This window comes from Colwellia sp. PAMC 20917, assembly GCF_001767295.1.
GTDB lineage: Bacteria > Pseudomonadota > Gammaproteobacteria > Enterobacterales > Alteromonadaceae > Colwellia_A.
In genome coordinates, this window is record NZ_CP014944.1 from 343,390 (window position 1) to 367,902 (window position 24,513).

Genomic DNA, 24,513 nt, shown 5'->3' on the forward strand with positions numbered 1-24,513 from the left:
TTCTTGTGGAAAAAATATCAACAACAATGAAAGTGGACTGCTATAAAGTTAATGGTCACAAAGAAGGTATTAATATGTTAAATAAAAATAGAATTGACGTGTTACTTTTACCTCTAACGATAGGTGCCTATTTTAAGAGCGTCGATTCTAAATTTTCTACCAGCCATTACAGTGAATCACTAGGCCGTGAACCGTTGTTTCATTATCTCCATAAAAAACATCACAAATTGGTTCCTAAACTGACTTTAATATTGCAACAAATGAATATTGATATTTATGAAAAAACTTATAGAGACTCCTTGAAAGAAACTCTTCCCCCGATGGTAATTCAAGTGTTCTAATAAATTAACTATATCTTTAGTGTGTATTGATAAATAGTAAGCTGATAAAATAGTGATACCCTATATAGTTACAATTAATATTTTTATTAAAATAAAATCTACAATTTCTTTATGTTCAGCTTATTGAGATGTCTGAGTAATATTCGCCAAACCAATCTAAATTTATATGACGATTTCACCTAAATCACCTTAAAAGTAATATTCTACTTCATCCAAACTATAAAAGGTTCATGACTGTTTTTTCTTACTAATTTTGACGCGAAAAATTATAAATTATTTCAGGTGTCCGCCTACAATGATTAGCAGATCACCACGCATAAAAGCTCGAAGTTGATCAATGGCAATAGTCAATGATGGTTTGCCATTGTTCTTGGCTAAGCGTAATTCTCATGTTTATCTCCTAAATTAAGTGGGGAGATAACATGCCCGATATCAAACGCTAACAGCAGGTGCCGTTAGCTATAAGGTTACATATAATGTATTGCCTTATCAGTATAGACTTTGCTTTGCTTAATAATGATATTTGGTTTATAACTACAGTAAGAATATTAATAAATCGCCCCAATTGATGACTAATAAATCCATAAAAAACAAATCGATTCGTCTTAGAATAATCTTTTTAATTATTTTGGTTTTTACTCTTGTATTAGTGTTTTTTTCATATTTTTTAAAAGATTTTATTACTGGAGTTGAACAAGATTTAGGTAAAAAAATGGTGCTTCAACATGCCATTATCAACAAAGAAAAAGCCCTCAGTCATTTTACACAAAACTTAAATCTAGTTAAACGTTCCTTGCTCAATAATACATATCAAGACTGGATGAAAAATAACGATAATGAAAAATTTAAAACAAAAGCGATTCAGTCTGTTAAAAAAGACTGTCAAGTTATAGATTGCTATGGCTGGTTTATCCTTTCAATTGCCCCCCTTACTAGTATTGATTGGAATAAAGAGAGCAATACCATAAAAACGGTTCCGCTGAAATTAGAAGAAAATTCTTGGCTACCAAAAAAGCTAAAAGAAAATAATGAGTTTTATGTCGATGCTGATATTAATACTATTGATGGAAACACCTATGTTTTTTTTGATTATATAGTAAGAGAAAATGATCAAGTCATTGGAACGGTTGGAAGCTACGCATTAGTCTCAACTATTACTAATCAATTACTCAGTACCTCTAACCAAGATATTTTAGATGTACTTATTGATAATCATGGTGTATTTCGTACTAGTTTGAATGAAAATACCAGTCGTTATCATCCCTCTCTTTCAAAGTTTTTGTCCAACAAAGAATGGCATCAAGTCATCGGGGATGATCTAGATAAAAGCAGCTTAATAAAACTAAAAAATAATACTAATAGTCATTTGGTAAAAACGATTGATATCAGAATTAATGAAGTTAATTATATAGCCGCTATTGTGTATATCGAGGAAATAGAATGGTATGCAATGAGTTTATTTTCAAAAGAAGCAATGGAAGGAAGTATTGTTATTCTGCCTCTCTTTTTAGTTGGCACCCTACTTCTTTTTAGCGTTATTGCACTTACACTTTATTTTTTGAACAAGCTGGTTTTTAAACGACTTATCGTGATGAACAAATCAGTTAATAACATTGCATTAGGTAATTATAAAGACTTAATTAAAGATTGTCGTTCGGATGAATTAGGTACTTTAGCTCAAGGGATAAACACCATGAGCCAAGAAATTTCAAAGAATCTATCAAAGATAAAGTCTCAGAATAATGCGCTAAATGATGCTATTGATAAAGCAAATGCAGCAAATAATGCAAAATCTATTTTTCTATCAAACATGAGCCATGAAATAAGAACCCCTATGAATGCAGTGTTAGGTTTTGCTGAAATAGGAAGAAACACCAAAGTTTTATTTGAAAAAGATGATTCACTTGAACAAATACAACGTTCAGGTGAACACTTACTGCAAATAATTAATGACGTATTAGACTTTTCTAAAATAGGATCCAAGCAACTTGAGTTGGAAAAAATCTCATTTAGCTTTAGTGCTATTCTTAAAAAAATAACACAAATTTGTAAGTCGGATATTGATAAAAAAAATATATCATTAAATTTCCTATTAGATGATTCGATTCCTAGCCACTTAATTGGTGATCCACTAAAAATAGAACAAATCATCATTAATTTGGTTAGTAATGCTATAAAATTTACGGAACATGGCAGTATTGATATTAACACTCGTCTAAAAAGACAAAACGAAAATAACGTTATCATAGAGTTAAGTGTTAAAGATACAGGAATAGGTATAACGCCAGAACAACAAAAAAACTTATTTATAGCTTTTTCTCAAGCCGATAATTCAATCACTAGAAAGTTTGGTGGCACAGGATTAGGATTAGCGATAAGTAAGCAATTAGTCGAAATGATGGGGGGGGAAATCACACTAAAAAGTGAACGAGATAAAGGCACTGAATTCACATTCACCATACCTTTGACATACTCTACTGAAAAGTTAGAGAAAAAAATAGAAGAATCAGCTGATTTTGATTTAGTAAAATTAAAAGCAGCTTTGTATGGAAAAAAAATCTTGCTAGTTGAAGACAATAGAATCAACCAAATTGTAGCTAAAAAAACACTAGAGCCATTAAGTATTTCAATTGATATAGCAGAGAATGGCTTACAAGCAGTAGAAAAAATGAAAAACAATACTTATTCTTTAGTGTTAATGGATATACAAATGCCTGAGTTAGACGGACTACAAGCAACAGAACAAATTAGAATGTTTGATAATGATACTGTAATTATTGGTATGTCAGCTCATGCTAGTATCCAAGATACTGAAAAAGCGATTAAATCAGGAATGAATGATTATATGACTAAACCCATTAAGCAAAAAACAGTTTTTTTGATGATATCAGAATATATCTTTTAGTTCTTCAGGTAACTAACACCAAATAAGTCTATGCCTTTAGAAGCAAAATTTAGGAGATAGGGTAATATGTTTCTTAAACGTTCATGATGATGGTAACTAGTCTATTTTTAGATGTGATTTAAGTAGTGTTATCGGTACTCCTCATAAAAAACATTAATTAAGCCACCCATAATAACTTGTTTGTTTTTTCAATAATAAACTACACTTAAGTTACCCTCTTATAAGTGTGGTGATTATTATGCCCAAGCCTCGTTCACAACAAATTAGTTTATCTGATACGCCGTATTATCATATTTGCAGTCAAACCGTTCGAAAAGCCTTTTTATGTGGTGTTGATAAAGAAACTGGTGTCAGTTATGAGCACAGGCGTCATTGGATTGAACAACGTATTTTTAAATTATCTCAAGTCTTTGCTATTGATATTTGTGCTCACGCTGTCATGAATAATCACTTACATTTAGTCCTTCATGTTGATAGTGAACAAGTTAACAACTGGACGACGTTCGAGGTACTGTCCCGTTGGCATACGTTGTTTAAAGGCACCCTGTTAACCCGTCAATATCAGCGACAGCAATCATTAACGACATTCGAAATAGAAATAGTTGAAGAAACAGCACAGGTCTATAAACAGCGCTTAATCGATATCAGTTGGTTTATGCGGGCATTAAACGAGCCTATTGCTCGACAAGCCAATAAAGAAGATGAATGCACGGGGCACTTTTGGGAAGGACGCTTTAAATCACAAGCCCTGCTCGATGAAGGGGCATTACTTGCTTGTATGGCTTATGTAGATTTAAATCCAGTGCGTGCTGGCATTGCCCCAACACCTGAGCAATCGAATTTTACCAGTATTCAACTGCGCATCAAGGCAGCCATCATGGGAGAGCAACCGACAAGGTTATTACCTTTTACGGGCCATGAACAGCAAGAGAAAACCTCAGGTATCCGCTTTAGCTTGAAGGACTATTTAACCCTTGTAGATGAAACAGGTCGCGTAATAAGAGCAGACAAACGAGGCGCTATCGATAACAAAACCGCAAATATACTGTCAAGACTTCACATCAGCGATAAAAGCTGGCTAAAACTCACCACAAACTTTGAAGGTATATTCACTGGCGCGGTCGGCACCGCAGAGCATTTGTGTGAATTTACTGAGCACGTGGGGTTAAAGCGAGCACACGGTAAAGCAAATGCCCAAGCTTGTTTGAATAGCGCGTAAACTTAACTACATGCAAAAACAGCACTAAGACCACAAGAAAACACGGCTACCTTGGGGGAAAAGTAAACTTGCCTGAAATTCACTCATTTAGTCAACATCTATAAAAATCGATAGGCAAAGGCTTACAAGATGAAATACATGCATTGTTGTTGGCCAATGGATAGCATTGTTTCAGAGCATTATTATTGTGCAGCATTATCATGGCTGGCATAGTAATTCTCACTGTTGCACATGCTTTCGGGAATTAGTCGGCGCAACCTGAAATGGAAATTACTGGTCGTTGACCTTTATTAGCTTGCTTATAGGTCAGCTTACAAAGTGTATTATCTGCTTTTATAGCATCAGCAAGCATACCTTCTGTATCACTCAAAAATGTAAAAATAACTGGTGATGAACCAGTTAACTCCCAATCAGCGCCTTCAGTGAAATCTAGAACTAATCTTATGTTTGTCTGTGTATTGGAAGGATACCCCCAATGAATCTTTATTCCTGATGATAGTTCTGCATCTTGCAAATTACCAAGTCCTTCAACTATGGCCTTAGCGTTAACTAGCGTGCTAGCTGACACTAAGGCGCCCTTTAATTCATCCATTGCGGATTGTTGAGCATCACTTCGTATGCTTATAAATTTAGGAACAGCTACCGCTGACAAAACCCCTAAGATAACAATAACCACTACAAGTTCAATCAGAGTGAAACCAGATTGATTTTTCATATAGATTAATTCCAAAAAATTAAAGAAGTACTATTAATGACAGCCTGAAAGTTGTGTATAAGAGACCTTTCAGTAGAGGCACGAAAAAAGATCGCTTCTAACAAGTTTTTAATCGTAACGAGGCTTTATAATTTTCAGCCTACTTATTTAAATAAAAATAAAATAACTTATATTTACTTGAAGTTAATTCTCTTATCCTATCTTTTATAGCTGTTTGATTCAATTGAATCATAAATGTGGATATGAGGTAATAAAGAATTATCATAGGTGTCTTGATAACTTTTCTCTCTATGAAGACCCTAATCTTTTCCAGCTTTTAGGTCAACTCTAGGGGTGCCACAAGGGGTCGTTCACCGTTATGATTTAAACTGTTCTAATCCTTTTCATTCTTTCATACTATTGCGTATGCGTAGGGTTATTTTTGAAAGTCTAGGGCTATTAAAAATTTCTTCGCTAAACTCTTCAAAACAAGTTTTTAAAGATTCTGTATTTTTGGAACCTTCAAAATCCAGTAGCAACCATTGTATTCCACAATTTTTAAGCATGCTGGTTTGTTGCCTAGGCGAAATATAATCAAATAACCAATTATTAAAACTTCTATTGCTTCTTGAAAAGTTATAAATGCAAATACAATACAGCATCACCAGTACATACCTAATAATAAACATAACTACCTACTATCGCTCTCGATATATATGGGATGATACTGCCTAACTCATCTAAGAGATAAAAAATAAAATTTTCATGGGTGTCTTGATAACTTTATTATCCTATCTTTTATAGCTGTTTGATTCAATTGAATCATAAATGTGGATATGGGGTAATAAAGAATTATCATGGGTGTCTTGATAACTTAGTAATTCGTCCTAATCCGGTCCTTCCTTTACAAAGCATTATCATGGGTGGCATAGTAATTCGTTAAATGTCAATTTCCTTGCGCCACAAGCGGCGCAAAATTAAACCCGCAGAGATTAAAATAAAGATAGAATGAATCACCTTTTATAAAGGTCCCATTCTTTCTGTTCTAAGAAAAATCTGAGATAAGCTAATTGTTTTTTGACTTTTAAGGCCTCAGGCCGAACCTTTTGAATACAGCTGATGACCTTTTCAATTGGCCAGCCGTGGCAAGTTAACATCATTGCCGCGACTAATCTGGTCCTTCCCTTACCACCTTTACAGTGAATTGTTACACAGCCACCATTATCAATGGTGGCTAATATTAGTGCTTGATATTGCTTCCATTTATCTTCAAATGCTTTATTTGTCACCTCATCATCGACCATAGGTAATTGTATCCAAGTAATATCATATTGTTTGCATAAATCTGGCAGTAACTCTATATGGTTTCTTGTCATCTCTTCATCAAACATCAGAGTCAATAAGACCATTGCACCGGTTTGCTTTAAGTTTTTATTGATACTTCGAGTTCAACTCCCTGAGTTCCAGGGCATGGTGTTAAAATAATTCGTGCACCATTTTCTATATCTATCGAGTAGTAAGGATGTTTATTCATAATAATTATTTTGAGTATTGTCAGCTATAATTCTACCTACTGCGATTCTTTACTTCCTCGTAATGCATCATAAGATTCCAGGTAGAGCTATCGTGAGCGAGATCGATAGAGTTATTGTGAAGCTCACTTTCTATTCTACTGGCTAAACCTTTACCTAGCTCAACTCCCCATTGGTCAAAAGAGCATATTTGCAAAATAATGCCTTGAACAAATATTTTATGTTCGTAAATCGCAATTAAACTACCGAGCGTAAAGGGCGAAATCTTATTCATTAATAAAGTATTGGTTGGCCGGTTACCCTTGTGAACTTTATGGGGTGCGACTTTATCGATGTAGCTAGGTGTACGTCCTTTGGCTATTAAATCGTCCCTAACTTGTTGTTCATTAACACCTTGCATTAGCGCTTGAGTTTGCGCGAAAAAATTAGACATGAGGGATTCATGGTGCCCTTCAATAGGCGTGACACTTTCTACAGAACCAATAAAGTCGGCTGGAACAATATTATTACTTTGATGTAAATATTGATAAAAAGCATGTTGCCCATTAATGCCTAATTCTCCCCATATTGACGGAACGGTTGGATAAGAGATCGCTTCACCATCCCAGTTAACCGATTTACCATTACTCTCCATCTCAGCTTGTTGAAGATAAGCAGATAGCATATGTAAGGATTGGTCGTAAGGTAAAATGGCTTGAGATTGCGCGCCTAAAAAAGTGCAATTCCATATACTTAATAATGCTAATATTACCGGAATATTCTTTTCTATTGGCGTATTACAAAAATGGCAATCCATTTCATAAGCGCCATCTAATAGCGCTTTGAAATGATCAAAACCAAGATTGATCGCAATAGGAAGGCCGATAGCAGACCATAATGAAAATCGTCCGCCAACCCAATCCCACATATTAAAGATGTTTGCTGCTGATATGCCATATTTCATGGCGTTTTCTTTATTGGCAGTAACGGCGATAAAATGTTTTTCAATCACGGAATGATCAAATGAAGACGCCGTTAGCCACTTTATCGCTGTTTTAGCGTTTAACATGGTTTCTGTCGTGGTAAATGTTTTACTCGACACAATAAATAGCACTTTTTCTGGATTTAATGGCCGCAGTACTTCAGCTATTTGAGTACCATCAACATTCGACACATAATGGACGTTAACGCAGTTATCACTAAACCTTTTTAATGCCTCAGTCACCATTTGAGGTCCCAAATTAGAACCACCAACGCCAATATTTACTATATCGGTGATACGCTCGCCCGAATATCCTCGCCATAAACCTTGACGAATATCATCACTAAATTTTTTAACTTGTTCTAGTGTTTTTTCAATATCTTCTGAAATGTTTTTACCATCTACCCAAAGTGGTTTTTTAGAACGATCCCTTAATGCTGTATGCAAAACAGCACGATCTTCAGTTTTGTTAATACGTTCACCACTGAACATTTTTTCACGCCATTTTTCAACTTCACACTCTTTAGCTAGTTCGGTTAATAGCGTAATAGTTTCTTCTGTGATCGCATTTTTAGAATAATCTAATAGTATAGAAGGCAGTTTTATTGAAAACTTACGAAATCGCTGACTATCTTTTGCGAATAAGTCCTTCATATGCTGATTTTTCATTAGTTGTGCATGTTGGGTTAATTGCTGCCAACTATTAAGATTTTCTCTAGATTGCATGTCGGTCCTAGGTAAGTAAGAGTAAGTTATGTCGAATATTAGATATCAGTTAAGTGTGGTAATGCCGTGAAGGCCCCTTTTTTCTGACAGGTAAAAGCACCACAATTAGCGCCAAATAGCACCGCAACAGAAACGTATTCACGTTGCTCAATAATTTCATATAATGTATCGATACTTTCATCATTTTCCACAGATTTGGCGAGTGAAAATAGAAAACCTGAAATAAAGCTATCACCGGCGCCAGTAGTATCAACGGGAGATACTTTAGGTACTTTAAGCATTATTGAAAAACTAGCGCAAGTTACTTGAACAGGGTTTGGACCATCAGTGATGACAATAAGTTTAGCGCCAAGTAATAGTAAATATTGTACATAAACATCGACATCAACTTGCTTTATTTTTGCTAAGTATTCGGCTTCGTCTTTACTCAATTTGACTATATCGCTTTCTTCGATACAGGCTTCAACTCGGGACATCAATAGGGATAATTCTTGCCAAAGTTGTTGGCGTAAATTTACATCAAAGCTAATTAATACCTTATTTCTTTTCGCATTTTTTATCGCATAAAGCGTATCGCTATACATTGGCTGGCTAGTTAAGGTGTTTGAACAAAAGTGAAAAAAACCCATGTTTTGCCAGTTGATTTTATCAACTTGAGAGATGCCATATTGCATGTCGGCTGTATTATGACGATAGAAATTAAATGTTCTCTCACCACAAGAGTCTAAGCTAACTAATACTAAAGCGGTATTTGCGCCTACTATTCTTTTAACGAAATCGGTATTAACGCCTTCATTTTCTAATGCTTGCATGAGCATGTTACCAAAATTGTCTTCGCTAACACCTCCAGCAAAGTATCCTGCTCCACCTAACTTAGCATAAGCTACTGCGACATTGGCAGGCGCACCTCCAGCTAACGGAATGTAACTTGGGTCATTGACTGACGTTGGCAGAAAATCGACTAACACTTCGCCATAACTGATTAAAGAAAACATAGATTTACCTTGAAAAAAAGCCCATATTAAATGGGCTAGTTAATACTTATAATATTATAATTTAGGATTAAAATTCGTATTTAAACGTAAGAGTCGTTGAACGACCTTGTATTGATCTTGCACGGATAATAGTTTTGGCAGAAGCAGCTGTAGCATCTTCTGCTTCGGTGATCCCCACAGTTTCAAAAACGTTGTTAATATTTAAGGAAACACTAAATGCGTCAGAAAGACGGTATTGAGCAAAGGCATTTACTTGAACATAACCGTCTAAAATAAGTGCGTTAGGATCAGTTTGGTCAAAGTTATCTTGAGCAAATGAATCTGAAGTACCAATAACGTTAACACCCGCTGAACCTTCATTGAAGTTATAACGACCTGTTATAGAGTAAACAACATCGGCTTGTCTTCTTGGCGTATTACCAACAACGCTTGGGTTAACAAAATCTTTAGTTATTTCAGAATCAGTCCACGTTAAGTTAGCACGTACATCAAAATTACCAACATAGTAAGTCGATTCAATTTCGATACCTTTTGATTCATATTCACGGTCAAAAAATCGTTGACTAGTTGCTTCAAAATTTTGCTCTTGCGTTTGTGCAAAGAACGCTGTCGCAAAGACAGACAAGTTATCTTGACGGAATTTAACACCCAATTCCAATTGATCTACTTCATCATAAATATCTTCATCTTTTGCAACACCAGTAGCATCTATTTTACCAAAAGCCAAGCGGTCTGCGTTAGCGGTAGCCCCCTTGCTGATACGACCAAATGCAGCTAAGTCGTCATTAATTTGAATATTAGCGCCTAAAGAGTAAGACACGTAGCTCCAATCATAATTTACATTGTTAGCATCGGCGTTGTTTACATTTGAAACACTCGTTTCGATTTGATGAATACTGCCGTTACCGTTCATGTCAACTGTCGATTGAGCAGCGCCTGCGAAAGTCCCCGTTGCTGTTCCACTGTCAAAGCGAACACTACCGTCTACATTGATGTTATCAAAACTTGTGCTAAACGCTGCGTATGGAGCAGAAACTTCATATTGTAGATCGTAATTACGCGTACAACAGTTACCCCAAGCTGGAACACCGTATCCAATAACACCATTGTCAGAAAATTCAGTACCGTCAGCGGCAGTTACATCAACAAGCGCAGCATCTTGGCCTTTCACTTCATATAAGTAAGAATTCCATAACCACGATTGTTGAATGGTTTGAGATGAGTTATATAAACCAAATGTAAAACTCGTATCATTCATTATTTTTGTTAATTTAAAATCGTTAACCATAAAATCAAGGTTAGTCATTTCGACATCAAATGAGTGAATACGCATGAGGTTATCAGCAGTATAAGCATTACCTGCTTGTGGACCATTTGCATAAGTTAATGTTGCACCAGCACCCGCTATACTGTCAGCTAAGCCTTGACTTCCTTGAATACTTTCAGGGAATGGACCAGTAAAGCTACCTTTAGTGCGAGAAATTCTCATTCTGTTTTCAACAGACCAGTCATTGCCTAAATCAAATACAGCTTCAAAACCAAGCGCATCAACTTTCGGACTCATGCCATTACGCATATCAGCAAGACGTCCATTTCCAGCACCATCTGTTGTGATCATAGAGGTGTGATATGGAGTGTGAGGAGTTCCAGTTGAAGCATCAAACCCTTCAACTGAAGAACCATCAGCATAAACAGGCATAGGTAAATAAGCGGTTGTTGTATCATCTAAATGTTTGAAATAAAGTCTTACGTAACCAGCATCGAACTCTTTAGTTATATTAGCTTTAATTTGGCCGCCTTTATTACCCGTATAACCAGTATCACGTACACCTTCACCTTGACGGTAGAACCCCCCAAGATGGAAATAGGTAGAGTCGTTAATGTCGCCACCAAATTCAAAATCTGTGCGAGTAGAGTCGTAATCTAAACCGATTGTTGTAGCTACACTACCTCCTTCAGTTTTACCATTTTTGCTAACGATATTGATTATGCCGCCAGGAGCATTTGTAGCAAGTGTAGATGCAGAGCCACCACGAATAGCATCAATAGAAGCCATTGTAGAATCTATGCGTAAGAAAATATCTGTGTTACCAAAAGCGATATCACCAAATTGTAGAATAGGTAAACCATCTTCTTGAATTTGCATGAATTTAGCGCCACCTGCTGCTACAGGAAGACCGCGAACCGCAAGGTTAGCGTTACCGTCGCCACCTGATGCTTCAGCACGAACCCCGGGGATATTTCTAAATGCCTCTGCACTACTTCTTGGTGCTGCTACTTCTATTTGATCACCAGAGATAGTACTTACTGAAACGCTTGATGCCATCACTGTTGTGCCTTTACCCGTGGCACCTGTTACTACGATTCGCTCAAAATCGATGCCTTTTTTATTTTCTACTTTCGTTTTGGTTGTTTCCGCTGCACTTAAGCTCGAGCATATAGCCATGGCTAATGTACTTAATATTAATTTTTTATATGTTGTATGTTTCATTTACTTCCCCAAGTTTTTTTATAGTATGTTTTATATTTTAAAATATTTCTGCTAAAACGACCAACTTAATCGATTAAGTTGATTATTGTGTAAGATGCAATCATTTTGCAAGTTATTTTTTATATTCAATTTTGTTTTTTTATTAATCTACTGATAAATAATAAGATTTAGTTTTGAGGATTATGCTGAGTGGGATCTGCTATCAGGTTATAAATAGCAGCTAACGCTAGAATAGCTGAAAAGAATGTTGCTAAGTAAAAGCCATAAGATACATGACCAAACAGATCACTGATAATGCCCATAAGAAGTGGAGATACTGCGGCAGAAACAGCGGTAAAAAACAGAATAACTCCAGCAACAGCACCATGTTTTGATGGGTGAAAACAACTGATCCCTTTAGAATTAAGGGTCGGATATATCATCGACATAAATAAACCTGAAAGTGGCAATAGTACAACTGCTGCTTCAACACCCATTATTGCCGTGCCTAAATAACACAAAAATACGGCTAACGAGAACCAACACATCACTGTTTGCCAGTTAAAATGTTTTAGCATCCATACTCCTAAAAATCGCCCCCCCGCTCTTAAAGCAAAGAAAATAGTGAGTGAGTATGTAGCCAGCCAAACCAGAGAGCCTGTATAATCAGCCAAGAGTGTTGGCATCCAAACGTAGATGGCAACTTCTGTGGCAACATATAACGCTATTGCCAATGAAAATCCCATCGCATAAGGGTCTTTCATTACCTTAAGTGAGCTTTTTAAATTTATTTTCCCTTCCGTACTTGGTTTGCTAACTGGGTATTTAGTTTTCATTGCGGCCAAGCATAGTAGTGCGCATAACACACCAGCACTTATGTATAAGTACTTCCAAGATATACCAGCAACGAGTAAGTAACTTACAATCGCAGGACCTACCATAGCACCTATACCAAAAAATCCTTCTACCTTGTTCATCGTCGACGTATGATCTTTATTTGACGAAGAGATGTCACCAATAAGCGCTAACGCACCTGTTTTAAATAAACCAATAGCGATGCCAATTAGAGCGAGTAATGATAAAAAATACAGGAAAGAACTACCTAAGGAAAATAAAAAGCATGCGATAGAGAAAATTGCCAACCCAATAACAATCGTTGCTTTTCGCCCCCATTTATCGGCCAAGTATCCTAAGAACAAACCACTCAATGCAATGAAAATCATGGGCACATAATGAAATGCACTCGCTTGTGTTAAATTTAATTGATAGGTTTCTATTAATTGTGGAATGATAACCCCTACTGCATCCGAGGTCATCGCAAAAACAAAAAACATCATATATGTCAGAAGTTTAATTCTATTTACCGACGCATCTTCAGATAGTTGTGGGCCTAGTGTTAAGTTATTCGTTTGGTTCATTATTCTTCCCCAGTTAATAAAACTTTTTATGTTAATGATAGCTAAAAAAAATTATCGCTATTTAGTTATTTTGTCTTAGCATCTTAAAGAAAAATTAAATTATTCTTGATTAATACTATATTGTATATAAAGATAGAACTTAATCGATTAAGATGCAACTTAAAATTAAATGGTAAACTTATGAAAAATAATGTTCAGCTAATCACCTACATTGATAGACTCACTGGAGCAGATACCCAGTCATTAACCAACTTGTTAAATGAGCAACTTTCAGATTTGTTTTCCGGTGTTCATTTGTTACCCTTTTATTATCCAATAGATGGTAGTGATGCTGGTTTCGACCCTATAGATCATACCCAAGTCGATAGCAGGCTTGGCAATTGGGATGATATAAAAGAGCTGGGTAAAAATCATGAGTTGATGGCTGATCTTATCGTAAATCATATGTCAGCCCAATCTGAAGAATTTAAAGATGTATTAAAAAACGGTAGAAAATCCCCATTTTGGGAACTATTTTTAACCAAAGAAAAAGTTTTCCCGAACGGTTTAAATACTACACAACAAGAAAAAATATATCGACCTAGGCCTGGTAGTTGTTTTACTCATTTTTCATTACCTAATAATGAAAGCGCAGATTTTTGGACTACCTTTACAGACAATCAAATAGATATAGATGTGACATCTGAGATAGGGAAAGCCTATTTAAAACGTATTTTAACAACATTTTCTGAAAATAATATTAAAATGATCCGTTTAGATGCCGCAGGTTACGCACTGAAAAAAGCAGGAACAAGTTGTTTCATGCTTGACGAAACTTTTGAATTTATTGATGAGCTAAGTAGTATCGCTAATAAACTGGGGATTGAAACCCTTGTAGAGATCCATTCCTATTATCAAACTCAAATAGAAATAGCTAAACGCGTTGACCGAGTTTATGATTTTGCATTACCTCCTCTGGTTTTACACAGTATTTTTAGTCAGAACTTCACCGCATTAGCTAAGTGGCTAGACATATCACCAAGAAATTGTATTACTGTGTTGGATACTCATGATGGCATTGGTATTATTGATGTTGGCCCAATGAATGGTAAGGCTGGTTTGTTGGATGATGTTGAAATCGATAACCTTGTTGAAACAATTCATTTTAATAGTGCTGGCGAAAGTAAAAAGGCAACGGGAGCTGCGGCAAGTAATGTAGATATATATCAAGTAAATTGTACATACTATGATGCACTTGGGCAAAATGATTTTGATTATTTAGTTGCCAGAGCGATTCAATTCTTCTCACCAGGCATACCACAGGTGTATTACGCTGGTTTACTGGCTGAAGGTAATGATATTACATTATTATCTAAAACAAATGTTGGCCGAGACATAAATCGCCCTTATCTAAATAATGAGCGCATTGAACAAGCATTAAATAAGCCTTATACCAAAGCAATAATTAGTCTCATTAAATTACGTAATAACACTGAAGCTTTTAATGGTGAATTTACCGTTAGTAGTAATGTTTCAACATTAGAAATGAAGTGGCAAAAAGATGATGACAGTACAACGCTAATCGTCGATTTAGCTGACAGACACGCACAAATTGAGATCATAGAAAACAATAGCACACGCATTATTAGTTTAAATATGTTGCTTAATTTAAGCTGAAAGCTCATGAATTAATATTCAGTTTATAATAGAACTAAGTATACTATGGCGAACATTATAAACTGCTGAAATTTTAAGGTAATCAAAAAGGTCATCATGACAGATAAAAAAGTTTGGACGCTTAAAAGTGTTGCTAAAGAACTTGGTGTTTCAAATGCAACAGTCTCTAATGCATTTAACAGACCCGATCAACTCTCTAAAAAGCGTAGAGATGATATTCTTGAGTCATGTGAAAAAATGGGTTATTCAGGACCTAACAAAGCGGCTCAATCGTTAAGAAATGGTCGCTTTAATATCGTTGCTTTGGTGCTACCTGACAGTGTTGAATACATGATAACAGATCCGGTGGCGAGTAATTTTGTAAAAGGTGTTTCATCGGTTTTAGAAAAAAGTAAAGTCAATTTGTTATTGTTTTCTGGCACTTCTGAGAATATCAACGCGGTATCTGATTTTGTTGATGGCTTTATTTGTTACGGTAGTCCACGTAATACAAAGTTAATTGACCAATTAAGAACGACAACAAAAAAAGTTGTTACCGCAGATTTTGATATAGATCGTAAAGCATCTGTAGGTATTGACAATGAACAAGCCGCTTATGAAATAGCGAAACTTGCAATAAAGTCAACAGATGACGCCATAGCTATTCTTGGCTTGAGATTACTCGATTCTAATGTAACTTGTCGTGTTTACGATTTACCAAGTTCAGACTTTAAATGTTCAATTGCTCATCAACGCTTAAGTGGTTATCAAAGAGCAATCAAGGAGTTAGATGTTAACCTCAGAGCTGATAGAGTGTGGAACATACCTGAAAGTAAGCATCATTCTGCCTTAATTGCTGCTAGAGAAGCGTTAACATCAACGCCTCGGCCAAATGTTTTACTTTGTATGAGTGATCTTATTGCTTTAGCTGCCATAAAAGAAATTAACGCTATGGGACTTAATATTCCTGAAGATATAAGAGTGGTTGGTTTTGACGGTATCGATGAAGCTCTTCGTTCTACTCCGCCCTTAACAACAGTGCATCAAAATAGTGAAAAAAAGGGTGTCAAAGCTGCAGAACTTTTTATCAATAGAGCGACTGATTCTGTATTAATTCCTTTTCATATAGAGCATGGAGGGAGTTGTTAAACTCAAGGGCACCTTTTATAACCGTTAATGACTATAATCAGATAACTAATCAATTATTTTTAGCTATATCGCATTTTTATGGTGAAAGTCATTCTTAGCTCTATCTCGCATAGGTCGAAAGTGCCGTAGACCTAACGCCATGCAAAAATGTTAGGCAAAATTTCAGTTGTAAATTGATGTGAGTTTTTAAGTTAAATTGCAGTAATCAGCTTGAAACTGACCTTAGGAACATTAGCAAGTTTACTTCCGGTTAGCTTACCAAGAAGTCATTAAAACTGATTTCTTAATTGCTCATTGTAAGCTGGGCTAACGTTTGGGACACATGAACCGTAGCTTTACCAGGTTTTATCCCCTAAAATATTAATGGCACTTCTTGAAGTAACTGTAAATGGAATTTCCCCCAATGAAAAATTTGCGATTTATTTTCAATTTGGAGGAAATTTAAAAAAATTAAAGTGCTGTAGACTTTCTTTTTGGGCGCTCACTCGATGGTTTTGTAACAGATTCAGATGCAATAACCGGTGCTTTACTTCTTGCTCTTTTTTTCTTTTTTGAATTCTGACTTACTGAAACGACAGAATTGATAAACTCTGCTGATTTCTTAGTCGGGTTATAAGCGACCTCAATAATTTTACCGTTATATTCGATAATATCGCCGCGGCGAATTTTTTTACGCTTTTGAACGGAAACTTCATTATTTACTAAAACATTACCTTCACTGATCATGGTTTTAGCTTCACCGCCGCCACCAACCATATTGGCAATTTTGAGTAATTTACATAGTTCTATAGGTTCAACACAAATGTCGATAATAGTGTGTTCAGACATGAAATACGCCTAATAATTTTAAATAATAATATCGTCGAATTCTAACATATATAACCGCTATTGAATAAGAATTATATTAAGGACACTGGGCATTGTTAAGCTAGCATAGCCAGTAAATACTTAATGTAGCAATACCTTAAAATTTACCTATTCCCTTTTAATCCACTATCGGGTTATACATCAAAAAAACTCTTCCTTATTAACAATTAATACTACTGAGTTAGTTAGTGAATAACGAATTTAGCTAAATGCACTACTTAAAAGTGATTTAGTCCATCGACTGCTAAAGCATTTAATACAATGCTTTAGAGAAAAATCCAACGGATACATAAGTACCGTTGGACTTTTATAGGTTTGAAATTAAAGATTAACTATTTAATCAATTTTTAAATCATGCTTACCGTGATTTTTTTTTGTGCGTAAATAATTGTTATTATCATCTTTTAAATGCAAACTCGTATTCACTTGTTCGACAATATTAAAATAATCTTTTAAAGCATTTATTTTTTTAGGATTATTAGTGATCAAACGTAAATCTGTAACGGCTAAGGCTTGCAGCATAGTCACTGCATCTTCAAAACTACGGGCATCTTCTGCAAAACCTAAGTGCTTATTAGCTTGATAGGTATCCATGCCTTGGCTTTGTAATACGTAGGCATCTAATTTATTGTATAAACCAATGCCGCGACCTTCTTGGCGAAGGTAAAGAATAATTCCGCCCTGCTCTTTCATCAAGTTGATAGTTTCATCTAACTGCTCTCCGCAATCACAACGTGAAGAGTGGAATACATCTCCGGTTAAACATTCTGAATGCATACGAACTAGTGGTACTTGCTGATCTTTATCGGCCTGTTGAAAAATTAACGCTATGTGCTCATGGTTTTCATCAAACATTGTAAAGGTCGCGATTTCTGCGTCGATATCACTGTGTAATCCAACTTTTAGATTAATTCTTGCACGTATTTTATTCATGGGTTTCTTTATTAAATTAGCAAAGGCGCTGTTATTAGCCCCTTAAATATTACCACTCGTTACATTCATATTGAGATATTTATCTAGCTTTCAAGTGTTAATCAACTTTTTGGCTTAAATAGTCCAATCTGTTAGGAATTCACTGCGTATATTAACAATAATCGATTAATACGGCTAATAAGTTAACCTTGAAATATTTACTATAACGAAGTGTAGAAGTCATTACTGCTGTTAAATATTGAGATAACCGTGGGATTTAAAAGGTAACGATTGAATTTTGAACGAACAGACTCACTTTAGTCATCTGTTTTTCTTATTCCACTGTAAACCCTAATATGCGCTTGGTATACTAAGCATCTGTGAGTTACTTTGAAGTAACATCGATAATTTATAGTTGAACGTTTCGTTATTTAATTTTAAATAATATGACGTTCATTTAAACCGTTAAAGCGTTCCGCTAAATAGATAAGAGTATTCCTTGTGATAATGACCCTCAGACCCTTTATTTTAGTATTAATAAGTGGCTTCTTGTTAATGCTAGGCTATGGACTCAGTAATATTTTATTGCCTGTGCGCATGCAGAGCGATGGAATGAGCATGAACAATATTGGTTTAGTGTTATCGATGTTGTCTGTGGGTTTTTTGTTGGGTGCATATTATAGCCGTATGTTATTACAACGTGTTGGGCACATAAGAATATTCGCGATGTGTGGTAGCTTAACTTCCGTCGCTATTTTGCTATCAGGCCTGTATCCAGAACCATTAATGCTTGCGTGTATGAGAATTGTCACTGGCTTTTGTATTGTTTGTACCAATGCCACACTGGATAGTTGGTTAAGCCACAGCGCCACAGAAAAAAATAGAGGACGCATACTATCAATTAATCAGATGATGATAATGACGGCACTATTTTCTGGTCAGTTCTTATTAAATGTCGCTCCTATTGATGACATTACTTTATTTGTTATCTGCGGCATTTTATTTAGCTTGTCTATCACACCTATCGTGATTAGTAAGCAACAAGGACCACAAATTGAAGACAGTCAATCAATGTCTTTAATGACTGTTTTCAAGTTATCTCCTTTAGGTGTGGTCAGTTGCTTTTACTGTGGAGTCCTCTATGCGGCTTTAATTAATATGCTGCCTATTTTTGCCAGTAACAACGGTATTGCCGGTTTAGATTTATCCATATTTATGGGCACAGCCATTTCTGGGGCGATCATTTTGCAGTTCCCTATCGCCTACTTATCAGATCACTTTGACCGTCGAAAAGTTATGCTCTGTATGGTCGCAACACTCATTGTATTATGTTTATTAGTGCCTTTTCTTATTTCCTCAGATATGTTCAAACTCACCTTGTTGGCCGTAGCACTGATTACGGGATTAGTTGCCTGCCTTTATCCAATGAGTATGTCAGAGACTTTTGATAAAGTATTAAAAGAACAAATTTTATCTGCAATGAGTTCGTTATTATTGATCTATGCATTGGGCAGCATTTTAGGCCCCTACCTAGCCTCTATGGTAATGGACACTTTCGGTAGTAGTGCCTTGTTTAGTTTTATGAATGTCGTTGCGATAACACTGTTACTATTTATCAGTATTCGAATGAAACTAAGAAAAGCGTTACCGCTTGATGAACAAGAAAGCTTTGTTATGCAAACACCCAGCGGTGTAGTATCGGAACTCGATCCTCGTACACAATATGCAGAGGCACAATTTGAAACAACGCCAGAAGTAGAAGTTGCCATTAGCCTCGCAAGTAAAAACCCATCAGCGGCTGTTAACATGGTTAAAGCGCTAGTGCTTCGAGACCCCAAAAATGCTTCAAATCTAGCCGCAGCATTAAGTACTATAGACACGATAGACATTAGTAAACTTTATGCGGCAATAACCTCGGCAGCACCACAAATGAGTATTCATATTGCTCAAGCATTAACAAATGCTTGCCCTGAAAAAGCCAATCAATTGGTTGATTGGATAACCTCTGAGTACCCTGACCAATTCACTAATATTATTGTTGCTATTGCGAATACAATGCCTGACGACGGTATTAATGTCATGGAACTCGCCGCTGAAAACATGGCCGAAGACTACCCAAGTGAACTTCTAGAAATGACCAAAGAATACATGACAAATTTATCAGATTCTTTAGATGCAATGCGACCGATAGATAGAATAGCGGCTGTCTCAGAAAATACAGCGACTGAGCTTTATAATCGATTAACGGATGTTGCTCCTGATCAATCAGCAGAGCTTGCCTTTACGGTATCAGATTCACTACCTGAATCATCAAGTGATGTTGCTGAAGCCTATGTACAGAATTTAATCGACAGTGAACAAGCTGGCTCAGCACAGACCTCAGAAAACATTGAAAATGCTGCCAATAACTATGTTAACCATATGGTTGAAAGTATTCCTGAACATGCAGTAGAAATTGCCGGTACCTTTGTCGATTCTTTCCCCGAGGTTGCATCGGATATGCTTGAAATATTGCAAGAATCAGATGATATTGAAGACAGCGAGTTAACCACTTCTATTGATAAAAAACCCTCGTAAGGTTTTATAAATCGGCAGTAACAATTACGCTATAACTCAAAACCTCTAATATCATTAAAAGTAATTGGCCTAGAATGAAAATTGTTGACGTTAGCAATATAAGAATTAATGATAATTTTGTCTACTAAGCGAAAACTAGACGTTATTATTTTAACGTCAACAACTCTGACATTGTTGGCATTAGGAAATTCACTAAGCTTTATTATGTAATAATATTTTTACTAGATAACTAGTTACAACTGAAAACTCATTGGAATTATCAAATTATAAAGATAAATATAACGACCTAGCATGACCCTTTTTTTCTTAAACAAACCCTAGCTACAAAGAATAAATATCAATATTCTATTTATACAAACCTTATATCCAATCAGTGTTTTAAGTTAAATAAGCGCCTAAAAATAACAACACTTTAGTTACTTTAGTTACTTTAGTTATTTTTATTCTGTGTTATAAATCCACTTACCATGGCTGATATCGTCCAACTTTGCTTAGCTTCTAGGTATTCATATATCTCAATCGAGAAAAAGTGACTTTAAAGTACAGCAGATATCTAGGGGATTTTACTCTCTACTAAAACATGTAGACCAGGTTAGCAGTGAATATATAAATACCTTTAACACCTCGATACTTGACAGCTGTGATTACAAGTGTAATATCAACACATCGATTACAACTGTAATATTTAAATATGCCTGAAATTACTAATACAGAATTTGAAGTTTTAGAAGCTTTGTGGGCTCAACACCCTGCTACAGCAAATAGCATTATTGAACAACTTAATAAGCATAAGCCCTGGCACGATAAAACAGTAAAAACGCTGATAAATCGTCTGGTAAAAAAAGAAGCGATTGGTTTTGAAAAGCAAGAACGCCATTATCTTTATTTTCCGTTACTTGAGCGAGATGCTTATACGGAAGTTCAAAGCCAAAGTTTTATCGAACGGTTATTCAGAGGAAGAGTATCTCCATTAGTTGCTGGTTTTGCGAAAAAAAACAATTTGAAGAAAGAAGATATTGATGAATTAAAGCTTCTCATTACAAAATGGGAGCAAGACAATGATTGATAACCTCTTTACTTTATTACTGCCCTTAACATTGTTGCTAACTATATTGTTAGTTGGACATAAATGGCTAATACATTATTTAGGCGCTAGTAATACCTATTTACTATGGTTAATAGTGCCCTTAGGGCTGGTGATATATTGTTTACCACTCCCTTGGCAGCAGAGTAGCCTATCAAAAATAATTGAAATAAAACGTTACTTGATAACTCCAACTGATGAACTTAAACAAAGCCTCTCTATGTCTTGGGCTCTCTATATTTGGCTAATTATTGCGGCTGCCATGATAACTTATGGCTTGTTAACTTATCATATATTTAACAAACACCTTCAGCTCACCGCTATTAATAAGTCTATGGTGCCATTAGTGTTACCCTCAAATATATTGCTCTACCAAAGTACAGGTACTTATAGCCCGATGTTGGTGGGTTTGGTACAGCAAAAACTTATTATTCCAGAAGATTTTTTTGAGCTTTACAGTACCGAGCAACAAAAACTAATTCTTGAACATGAAATTTGTCATTTTGATCGAAATGACATTTATTGGAACCTAATTGCGCTGACTTGCTTAACGTTGTTTTGGTTTCACCCTCTTGCTTGGCTCGGCTATTTTAGGTTTCGTCAAGATCAAGAACTCTCCTGTGATCAACTCGTTCTGGCGCGCAAACCAAAAGAGAGCAGGATTAACTATAGTAAAGCACTGTTAGTGGCGGCTCAGTCGACACCTTCATTAGCATTTGCTCAACTATCATTTAAAAAATATGGAGATAAAAAAATGATCTTAGAACGAATTAACAATTTAAAAACTCGTCCAAAAAGCTCTAAATTAATACTGGCTACCGTAATATTTACCACCGTTACTCTGCTCTCAGGATTAAGTTACGCAGGAAACCAACAGGAAAGTATTGGAGATAAAGTCTCAAAGTCAGTTGAGCTTAAGCCTATTCAGCGTGTTAATCCTAGCTATCCTGAACAAGCAGCAAAAGACAATATAGAAGGTTCAGTAGTACTAACGTTTGATATAATGACAAATGGTGCGGTTGAAAATGTAGCGGTCGTAAATTCAAAGCCTGCCGGTGTATTTGACCAAGCAGCCTTAACGGCATTAAAGCAATGGAAATACTCTGTCAGTGACCACACGTTAAAAAATGCGTTAGTTCAATTAGATTTTTCAATGAATAAAGATACAAAACATGAAAGCTTAATTGAGCGTATTCAGATAACTAAGTAAAGTTAGCGTAATATTTTAAAAAGGTTACCTAGGTAGCCTTTTTACATTTAAATTAGTATACCCGATCGTAGAATTAATCACTTTTGCTGTAAATCTTTCCATAACCTTATCCATTTTTTGCTACTTGAATGCGCCTGTACCGTTAGGTACAATGAGTTGAGTTAAATTTACAGGCTAATATTGTGATAAAAGGTAAAAGAAGATCCTTCGATGAGACTTCCGCATTAAATGCTGCGATGAATGTTTTTTGGCAAAAAGGTTATGTTGGCGCATCACTCACCGATTTAACAAAAGAGATGGGGATTAACAAGCCAAGTATGTACAGTGCTTTTGGTAACAAAGAAGCCTTATTTGTTAAAGCCACACAGTGCTATATTGATACTAAAATGAAACCTCATATGGCGTTACTATTTGCACCTGATATTTCCCTAAAAAATCGTTTGAAAAATCATATGATGTCAATTGTAACTATGCAATGCAGCGATGAGCAAGCAAAAGGATGCTACTTAGTTTTATGTCAATCAGAACTGGTCAGTGGTGAGATTCCTGAGCAAGCAAAATTGATACTCAAAGATGCTGAAGTGATTCCTAAACAATTATATGTCGATTTTTTTAATCAAGACTTAGAGGCTATCGCTTTAGGGCTAAATAAAAATGCCGACGCAAACAGTTTAAGCGTATATACGCTTTTAAAAGGCACTGCCTCTATGGCTCGTTCTGGCGTACCTAAATCACAACTAGAATATACTGTAGACAGTATGCTTAAAGGTATCGGCGTTAACTAAAGAGGTCACTCTTTTTAAAAACGAAATATCAAGGCTATACACAACCAACAATAATGCGTTATTTACCATTATTTGTCTGGGCATTTAAAGTTTTACCTTCCCCCAATAAGGCACGACAAGACTTTCAGTTCACTTTTAATTACCCTTTCGTTAATCAGCATACATAAACACATTGTTTACTCTTTAGCATGGCTTAAACCTCTAGACCTTTAAATAGATAAAATTTATTTCATTAATTACGATTGACTTTAATGTACCGATCGGTACAATACAAAAATCAAGATATACCGATCGGTACATTTTTTAAATAAGCACCATAGACGTGAAGTACTTATTCACCGTGAATTTTTAATCTGATCAATAAAATAAAATTAAATTAAATTAAATTAAATTAAATTAAATTAAATTAAATTAAATTAAATTAATGATAAGGAAAGTAAAATGACAACTTTAACAATACATACGATTGAATCTGCTCCACAAGCAAGTAAGACACTTTTAGAAGGCTCAGTTAAAGCTTTTGGCATGTTACCAAATTTACATGGTGTACTCGCTAGCTCACCACAACTTCTTGAAGCATATCAAAAACTTCATGAGCTATTTACAAATACCTCATTTGATGCAGAAGAATTAACTGTTGTTTGGCAAACAATAAATGTTGAGCACGGCTGTAATTACTGTGTACCAGCACACACGGCTATTGCTCATTCAATGAAAGTTGATGCTGCAATTACTGAGGCTTTGCGTAATCAATCACCAATGCCAAACGCGAAGTTACAAGCACTTCAAGATATGACCTTGACTATTGTTCGTAATCGCGGACATGTTAGTGATACAGAATTAGCGAGTTTTAAAGAAGCTGGGTATGGCGAACAGCAAATATTAGAAATAATATTAGGCCTGTCTCAAAAAGTGATCAGTAACTATACCAATCACATTGCGAGTACGCCAACAGACGCCCCATTCAAAGAATTTGCATGGCAGAAAAATGCATAAGTAGCGCTAGGGGGAATAGCTAAGTTAATTATCCTAC

Annotated in this window: 18 protein-coding genes; 10 read left to right on the forward strand and 8 right to left on the reverse strand. The window is 35.6% G+C overall.

What is annotated here, in order from left to right; translation table 11 throughout:
- Positions 1 to 5 precede the first annotated feature (5 nt).
- The 3 genes from A3Q34_RS01540 (at position 6) to A3Q34_RS01550 (ending at position 4,465) form a co-directional block, all read left to right on the forward strand.
- Positions 6 to 341, forward strand: a complete 336-nt coding sequence (locus A3Q34_RS01540; RefSeq protein ID WP_157470731.1) for a hypothetical protein — start codon at positions 6 to 8, stop codon at positions 339 to 341.
- Between the two features lie 568 nt (positions 342 to 909).
- Positions 910 to 3,246: an ATP-binding protein gene (locus tag A3Q34_RS01545; protein ID WP_070373759.1), complete on the forward strand. Its 2,337-nt coding sequence runs from the start codon at positions 910 to 912 to the stop codon at positions 3,244 to 3,246.
- A gap of 238 nt (positions 3,247 to 3,484) precedes the next feature.
- Entirely contained in the window at positions 3,485 to 4,465 is a 981-nt protein-coding gene (locus A3Q34_RS01550; protein ID WP_070373760.1) for a transposase, read from the forward strand.
- 244 nt (positions 4,466 to 4,709) lie between these two features.
- Here the strand turns inward: A3Q34_RS01550 and A3Q34_RS21015 are convergent, their stop codons facing one another.
- The 6 genes from A3Q34_RS21015 to A3Q34_RS01585 all read right to left on the reverse strand — a co-directional run bounded on the left by A3Q34_RS21015 (position 4,710) and on the right by A3Q34_RS01585 (position 13,261).
- Entirely contained in the window at positions 4,710 to 5,180 is a 471-nt protein-coding gene (locus tag A3Q34_RS21015) for a prepilin-type N-terminal cleavage/methylation domain-containing protein (protein WP_070373761.1), read from the reverse strand.
- 992 nt (positions 5,181 to 6,172) lie between these two features.
- Entirely contained in the window at positions 6,173 to 6,598 is a 426-nt protein-coding gene (locus tag A3Q34_RS01565) for a phosphatase domain-containing protein (protein WP_269447197.1), read from the reverse strand.
- 127 nt (positions 6,599 to 6,725) lie between these two features.
- Positions 6,726 to 8,378 (reverse strand): glucose-6-phosphate isomerase, encoded by a 1,653-nt coding sequence (gene pgi, locus A3Q34_RS01570; RefSeq protein WP_070373763.1) that lies wholly within the window; start codon positions 8,376 to 8,378, stop codon positions 6,726 to 6,728.
- A gap of 38 nt (positions 8,379 to 8,416) precedes the next feature.
- Entirely contained in the window at positions 8,417 to 9,373 is a 957-nt protein-coding gene (locus A3Q34_RS01575; RefSeq protein WP_070373764.1) for a carbohydrate kinase family protein, read from the reverse strand.
- Between the two features lie 67 nt (positions 9,374 to 9,440).
- Positions 9,441 to 11,864, reverse strand: coding sequence for a TonB-dependent receptor domain-containing protein (locus A3Q34_RS01580; RefSeq protein ID WP_070373765.1), 2,424 nt, complete (start codon positions 11,862 to 11,864; stop codon positions 9,441 to 9,443).
- A 167-nt stretch (positions 11,865 to 12,031) separates the two neighbouring features.
- On the reverse strand, positions 12,032 to 13,261 hold the full coding sequence (locus A3Q34_RS01585; RefSeq protein ID WP_070373766.1) for an MFS transporter: 1,230 nt from the start codon (positions 13,259 to 13,261) through the stop codon (positions 12,032 to 12,034).
- Positions 13,262 to 13,441: 180 nt separating this feature from the next.
- Here A3Q34_RS01585 and gtfA point away from each other — a divergent pair, with 180 nt between their 5' ends.
- Both gtfA and A3Q34_RS01595 read left to right on the forward strand, forming a co-directional pair.
- Complete coding sequence (gtfA, locus tag A3Q34_RS01590) at positions 13,442 to 14,917, forward strand: sucrose phosphorylase (protein ID WP_070373767.1); 1,476 nt, start codon at positions 13,442 to 13,444, stop codon at positions 14,915 to 14,917.
- Positions 14,918 to 15,013: 96 nt separating this feature from the next.
- Positions 15,014 to 16,045 (forward strand): LacI family DNA-binding transcriptional regulator, encoded by a 1,032-nt coding sequence (locus tag A3Q34_RS01595; protein WP_070373768.1) that lies wholly within the window; start codon positions 15,014 to 15,016, stop codon positions 16,043 to 16,045.
- A 450-nt stretch (positions 16,046 to 16,495) separates the two neighbouring features.
- On the opposite strand, the gene A3Q34_RS01600 is transcribed toward A3Q34_RS01595, so the two are convergent.
- Together A3Q34_RS01600 and ribA are read right to left on the reverse strand one after the other, a co-directional pair.
- Positions 16,496 to 16,873, reverse strand: coding sequence for an RNA-binding S4 domain-containing protein (locus A3Q34_RS01600; protein WP_070373769.1), 378 nt, complete (start codon positions 16,871 to 16,873; stop codon positions 16,496 to 16,498).
- A 375-nt stretch (positions 16,874 to 17,248) separates the two neighbouring features.
- Entirely contained in the window at positions 17,249 to 17,845 is a 597-nt protein-coding gene (gene ribA, locus A3Q34_RS01605) for a GTP cyclohydrolase II RibA (RefSeq protein ID WP_070373770.1), read from the reverse strand.
- Positions 17,846 to 18,331: 486 nt separating this feature from the next.
- Here ribA and A3Q34_RS01610 point away from each other — a divergent pair, with 486 nt between their 5' ends.
- The 5 genes from A3Q34_RS01610 (at position 18,332) to A3Q34_RS01630 (ending at position 24,476) form a co-directional block, all read left to right on the forward strand.
- On the forward strand, positions 18,332 to 20,401 hold the full coding sequence (locus A3Q34_RS01610) for an MFS transporter (RefSeq protein WP_083277854.1): 2,070 nt from the start codon (positions 18,332 to 18,334) through the stop codon (positions 20,399 to 20,401).
- A 691-nt stretch (positions 20,402 to 21,092) separates the two neighbouring features.
- The gene (locus tag A3Q34_RS01615) at positions 21,093 to 21,467 is read left to right on the forward strand and encodes a BlaI/MecI/CopY family transcriptional regulator (RefSeq protein WP_070373771.1); all 375 of its coding nucleotides are present in this window, start codon (positions 21,093 to 21,095) and stop codon (positions 21,465 to 21,467) included.
- Positions 21,460 to 22,695 carry a M56 family metallopeptidase gene (locus tag A3Q34_RS01620; protein WP_070373772.1) on the forward strand — a complete coding sequence of 412 codons (1,236 nt, stop codon included), beginning with the start codon at positions 21,460 to 21,462 and terminating at the stop codon, positions 22,693 to 22,695. The genes A3Q34_RS01615 and A3Q34_RS01620 overlap by 8 nt, the downstream gene beginning before the upstream one ends.
- A gap of 182 nt (positions 22,696 to 22,877) precedes the next feature.
- Positions 22,878 to 23,480 carry a TetR/AcrR family transcriptional regulator gene (locus A3Q34_RS01625; protein ID WP_157470734.1) on the forward strand — a complete coding sequence of 201 codons (603 nt, stop codon included), beginning with the start codon at positions 22,878 to 22,880 and terminating at the stop codon, positions 23,478 to 23,480.
- 441 nt (positions 23,481 to 23,921) lie between these two features.
- On the forward strand, positions 23,922 to 24,476 hold the full coding sequence (locus A3Q34_RS01630) for a carboxymuconolactone decarboxylase family protein (RefSeq protein WP_070373773.1): 555 nt from the start codon (positions 23,922 to 23,924) through the stop codon (positions 24,474 to 24,476).
- The last annotated feature ends 37 nt before the right edge of the window (positions 24,477 to 24,513 follow it).

Coding starts and splice junctions, on each gene's coding strand:
- A3Q34_RS01545 (WP_070373759.1), top strand. CDS start 910: ATGACTAATAAATCCATAAAAAACAAATCGATTCGTCTTAGAATAATC.
- A3Q34_RS01550 (WP_070373760.1), top strand. CDS start 3,485: ATGCCCAAGCCTCGTTCACAACAAATTAGTTTATCTGATACGCCGTAT.
- A3Q34_RS21015 (WP_070373761.1), bottom strand. CDS start 5,180: ATGAAAAATCAATCTGGTTTCACTCTGATTGAACTTGTAGTGGTTATT.
- pgi (WP_070373763.1), bottom strand. CDS start 8,378: ATGCAATCTAGAGAAAATCTTAATAGTTGGCAGCAATTAACCCAACAT.
- A3Q34_RS01575 (WP_070373764.1), bottom strand. CDS start 9,373: ATGTTTTCTTTAATCAGTTATGGCGAAGTGTTAGTCGATTTTCTGCCA.
- A3Q34_RS01580 (WP_070373765.1), bottom strand. CDS start 11,864: ATGAAACATACAACATATAAAAAATTAATATTAAGTACATTAGCCATG.
- A3Q34_RS01585 (WP_070373766.1), bottom strand. CDS start 13,261: ATGAACCAAACGAATAACTTAACACTAGGCCCACAACTATCTGAAGAT.
- gtfA (WP_070373767.1), top strand. CDS start 13,442: ATGAAAAATAATGTTCAGCTAATCACCTACATTGATAGACTCACTGGA.
- A3Q34_RS01595 (WP_070373768.1), top strand. CDS start 15,014: ATGACAGATAAAAAAGTTTGGACGCTTAAAAGTGTTGCTAAAGAACTT.
- A3Q34_RS01600 (WP_070373769.1), bottom strand. CDS start 16,873: ATGTCTGAACACACTATTATCGACATTTGTGTTGAACCTATAGAACTA.
- ribA (WP_070373770.1), bottom strand. CDS start 17,845: ATGAATAAAATACGTGCAAGAATTAATCTAAAAGTTGGATTACACAGT.
- A3Q34_RS01610 (WP_083277854.1), top strand. CDS start 18,332: ATGACCCTCAGACCCTTTATTTTAGTATTAATAAGTGGCTTCTTGTTA.
- A3Q34_RS01615 (WP_070373771.1), top strand. CDS start 21,093: ATGCCTGAAATTACTAATACAGAATTTGAAGTTTTAGAAGCTTTGTGG.
- A3Q34_RS01620 (WP_070373772.1), top strand. CDS start 21,460: ATGATTGATAACCTCTTTACTTTATTACTGCCCTTAACATTGTTGCTA.
- A3Q34_RS01630 (WP_070373773.1), top strand. CDS start 23,922: ATGACAACTTTAACAATACATACGATTGAATCTGCTCCACAAGCAAGT.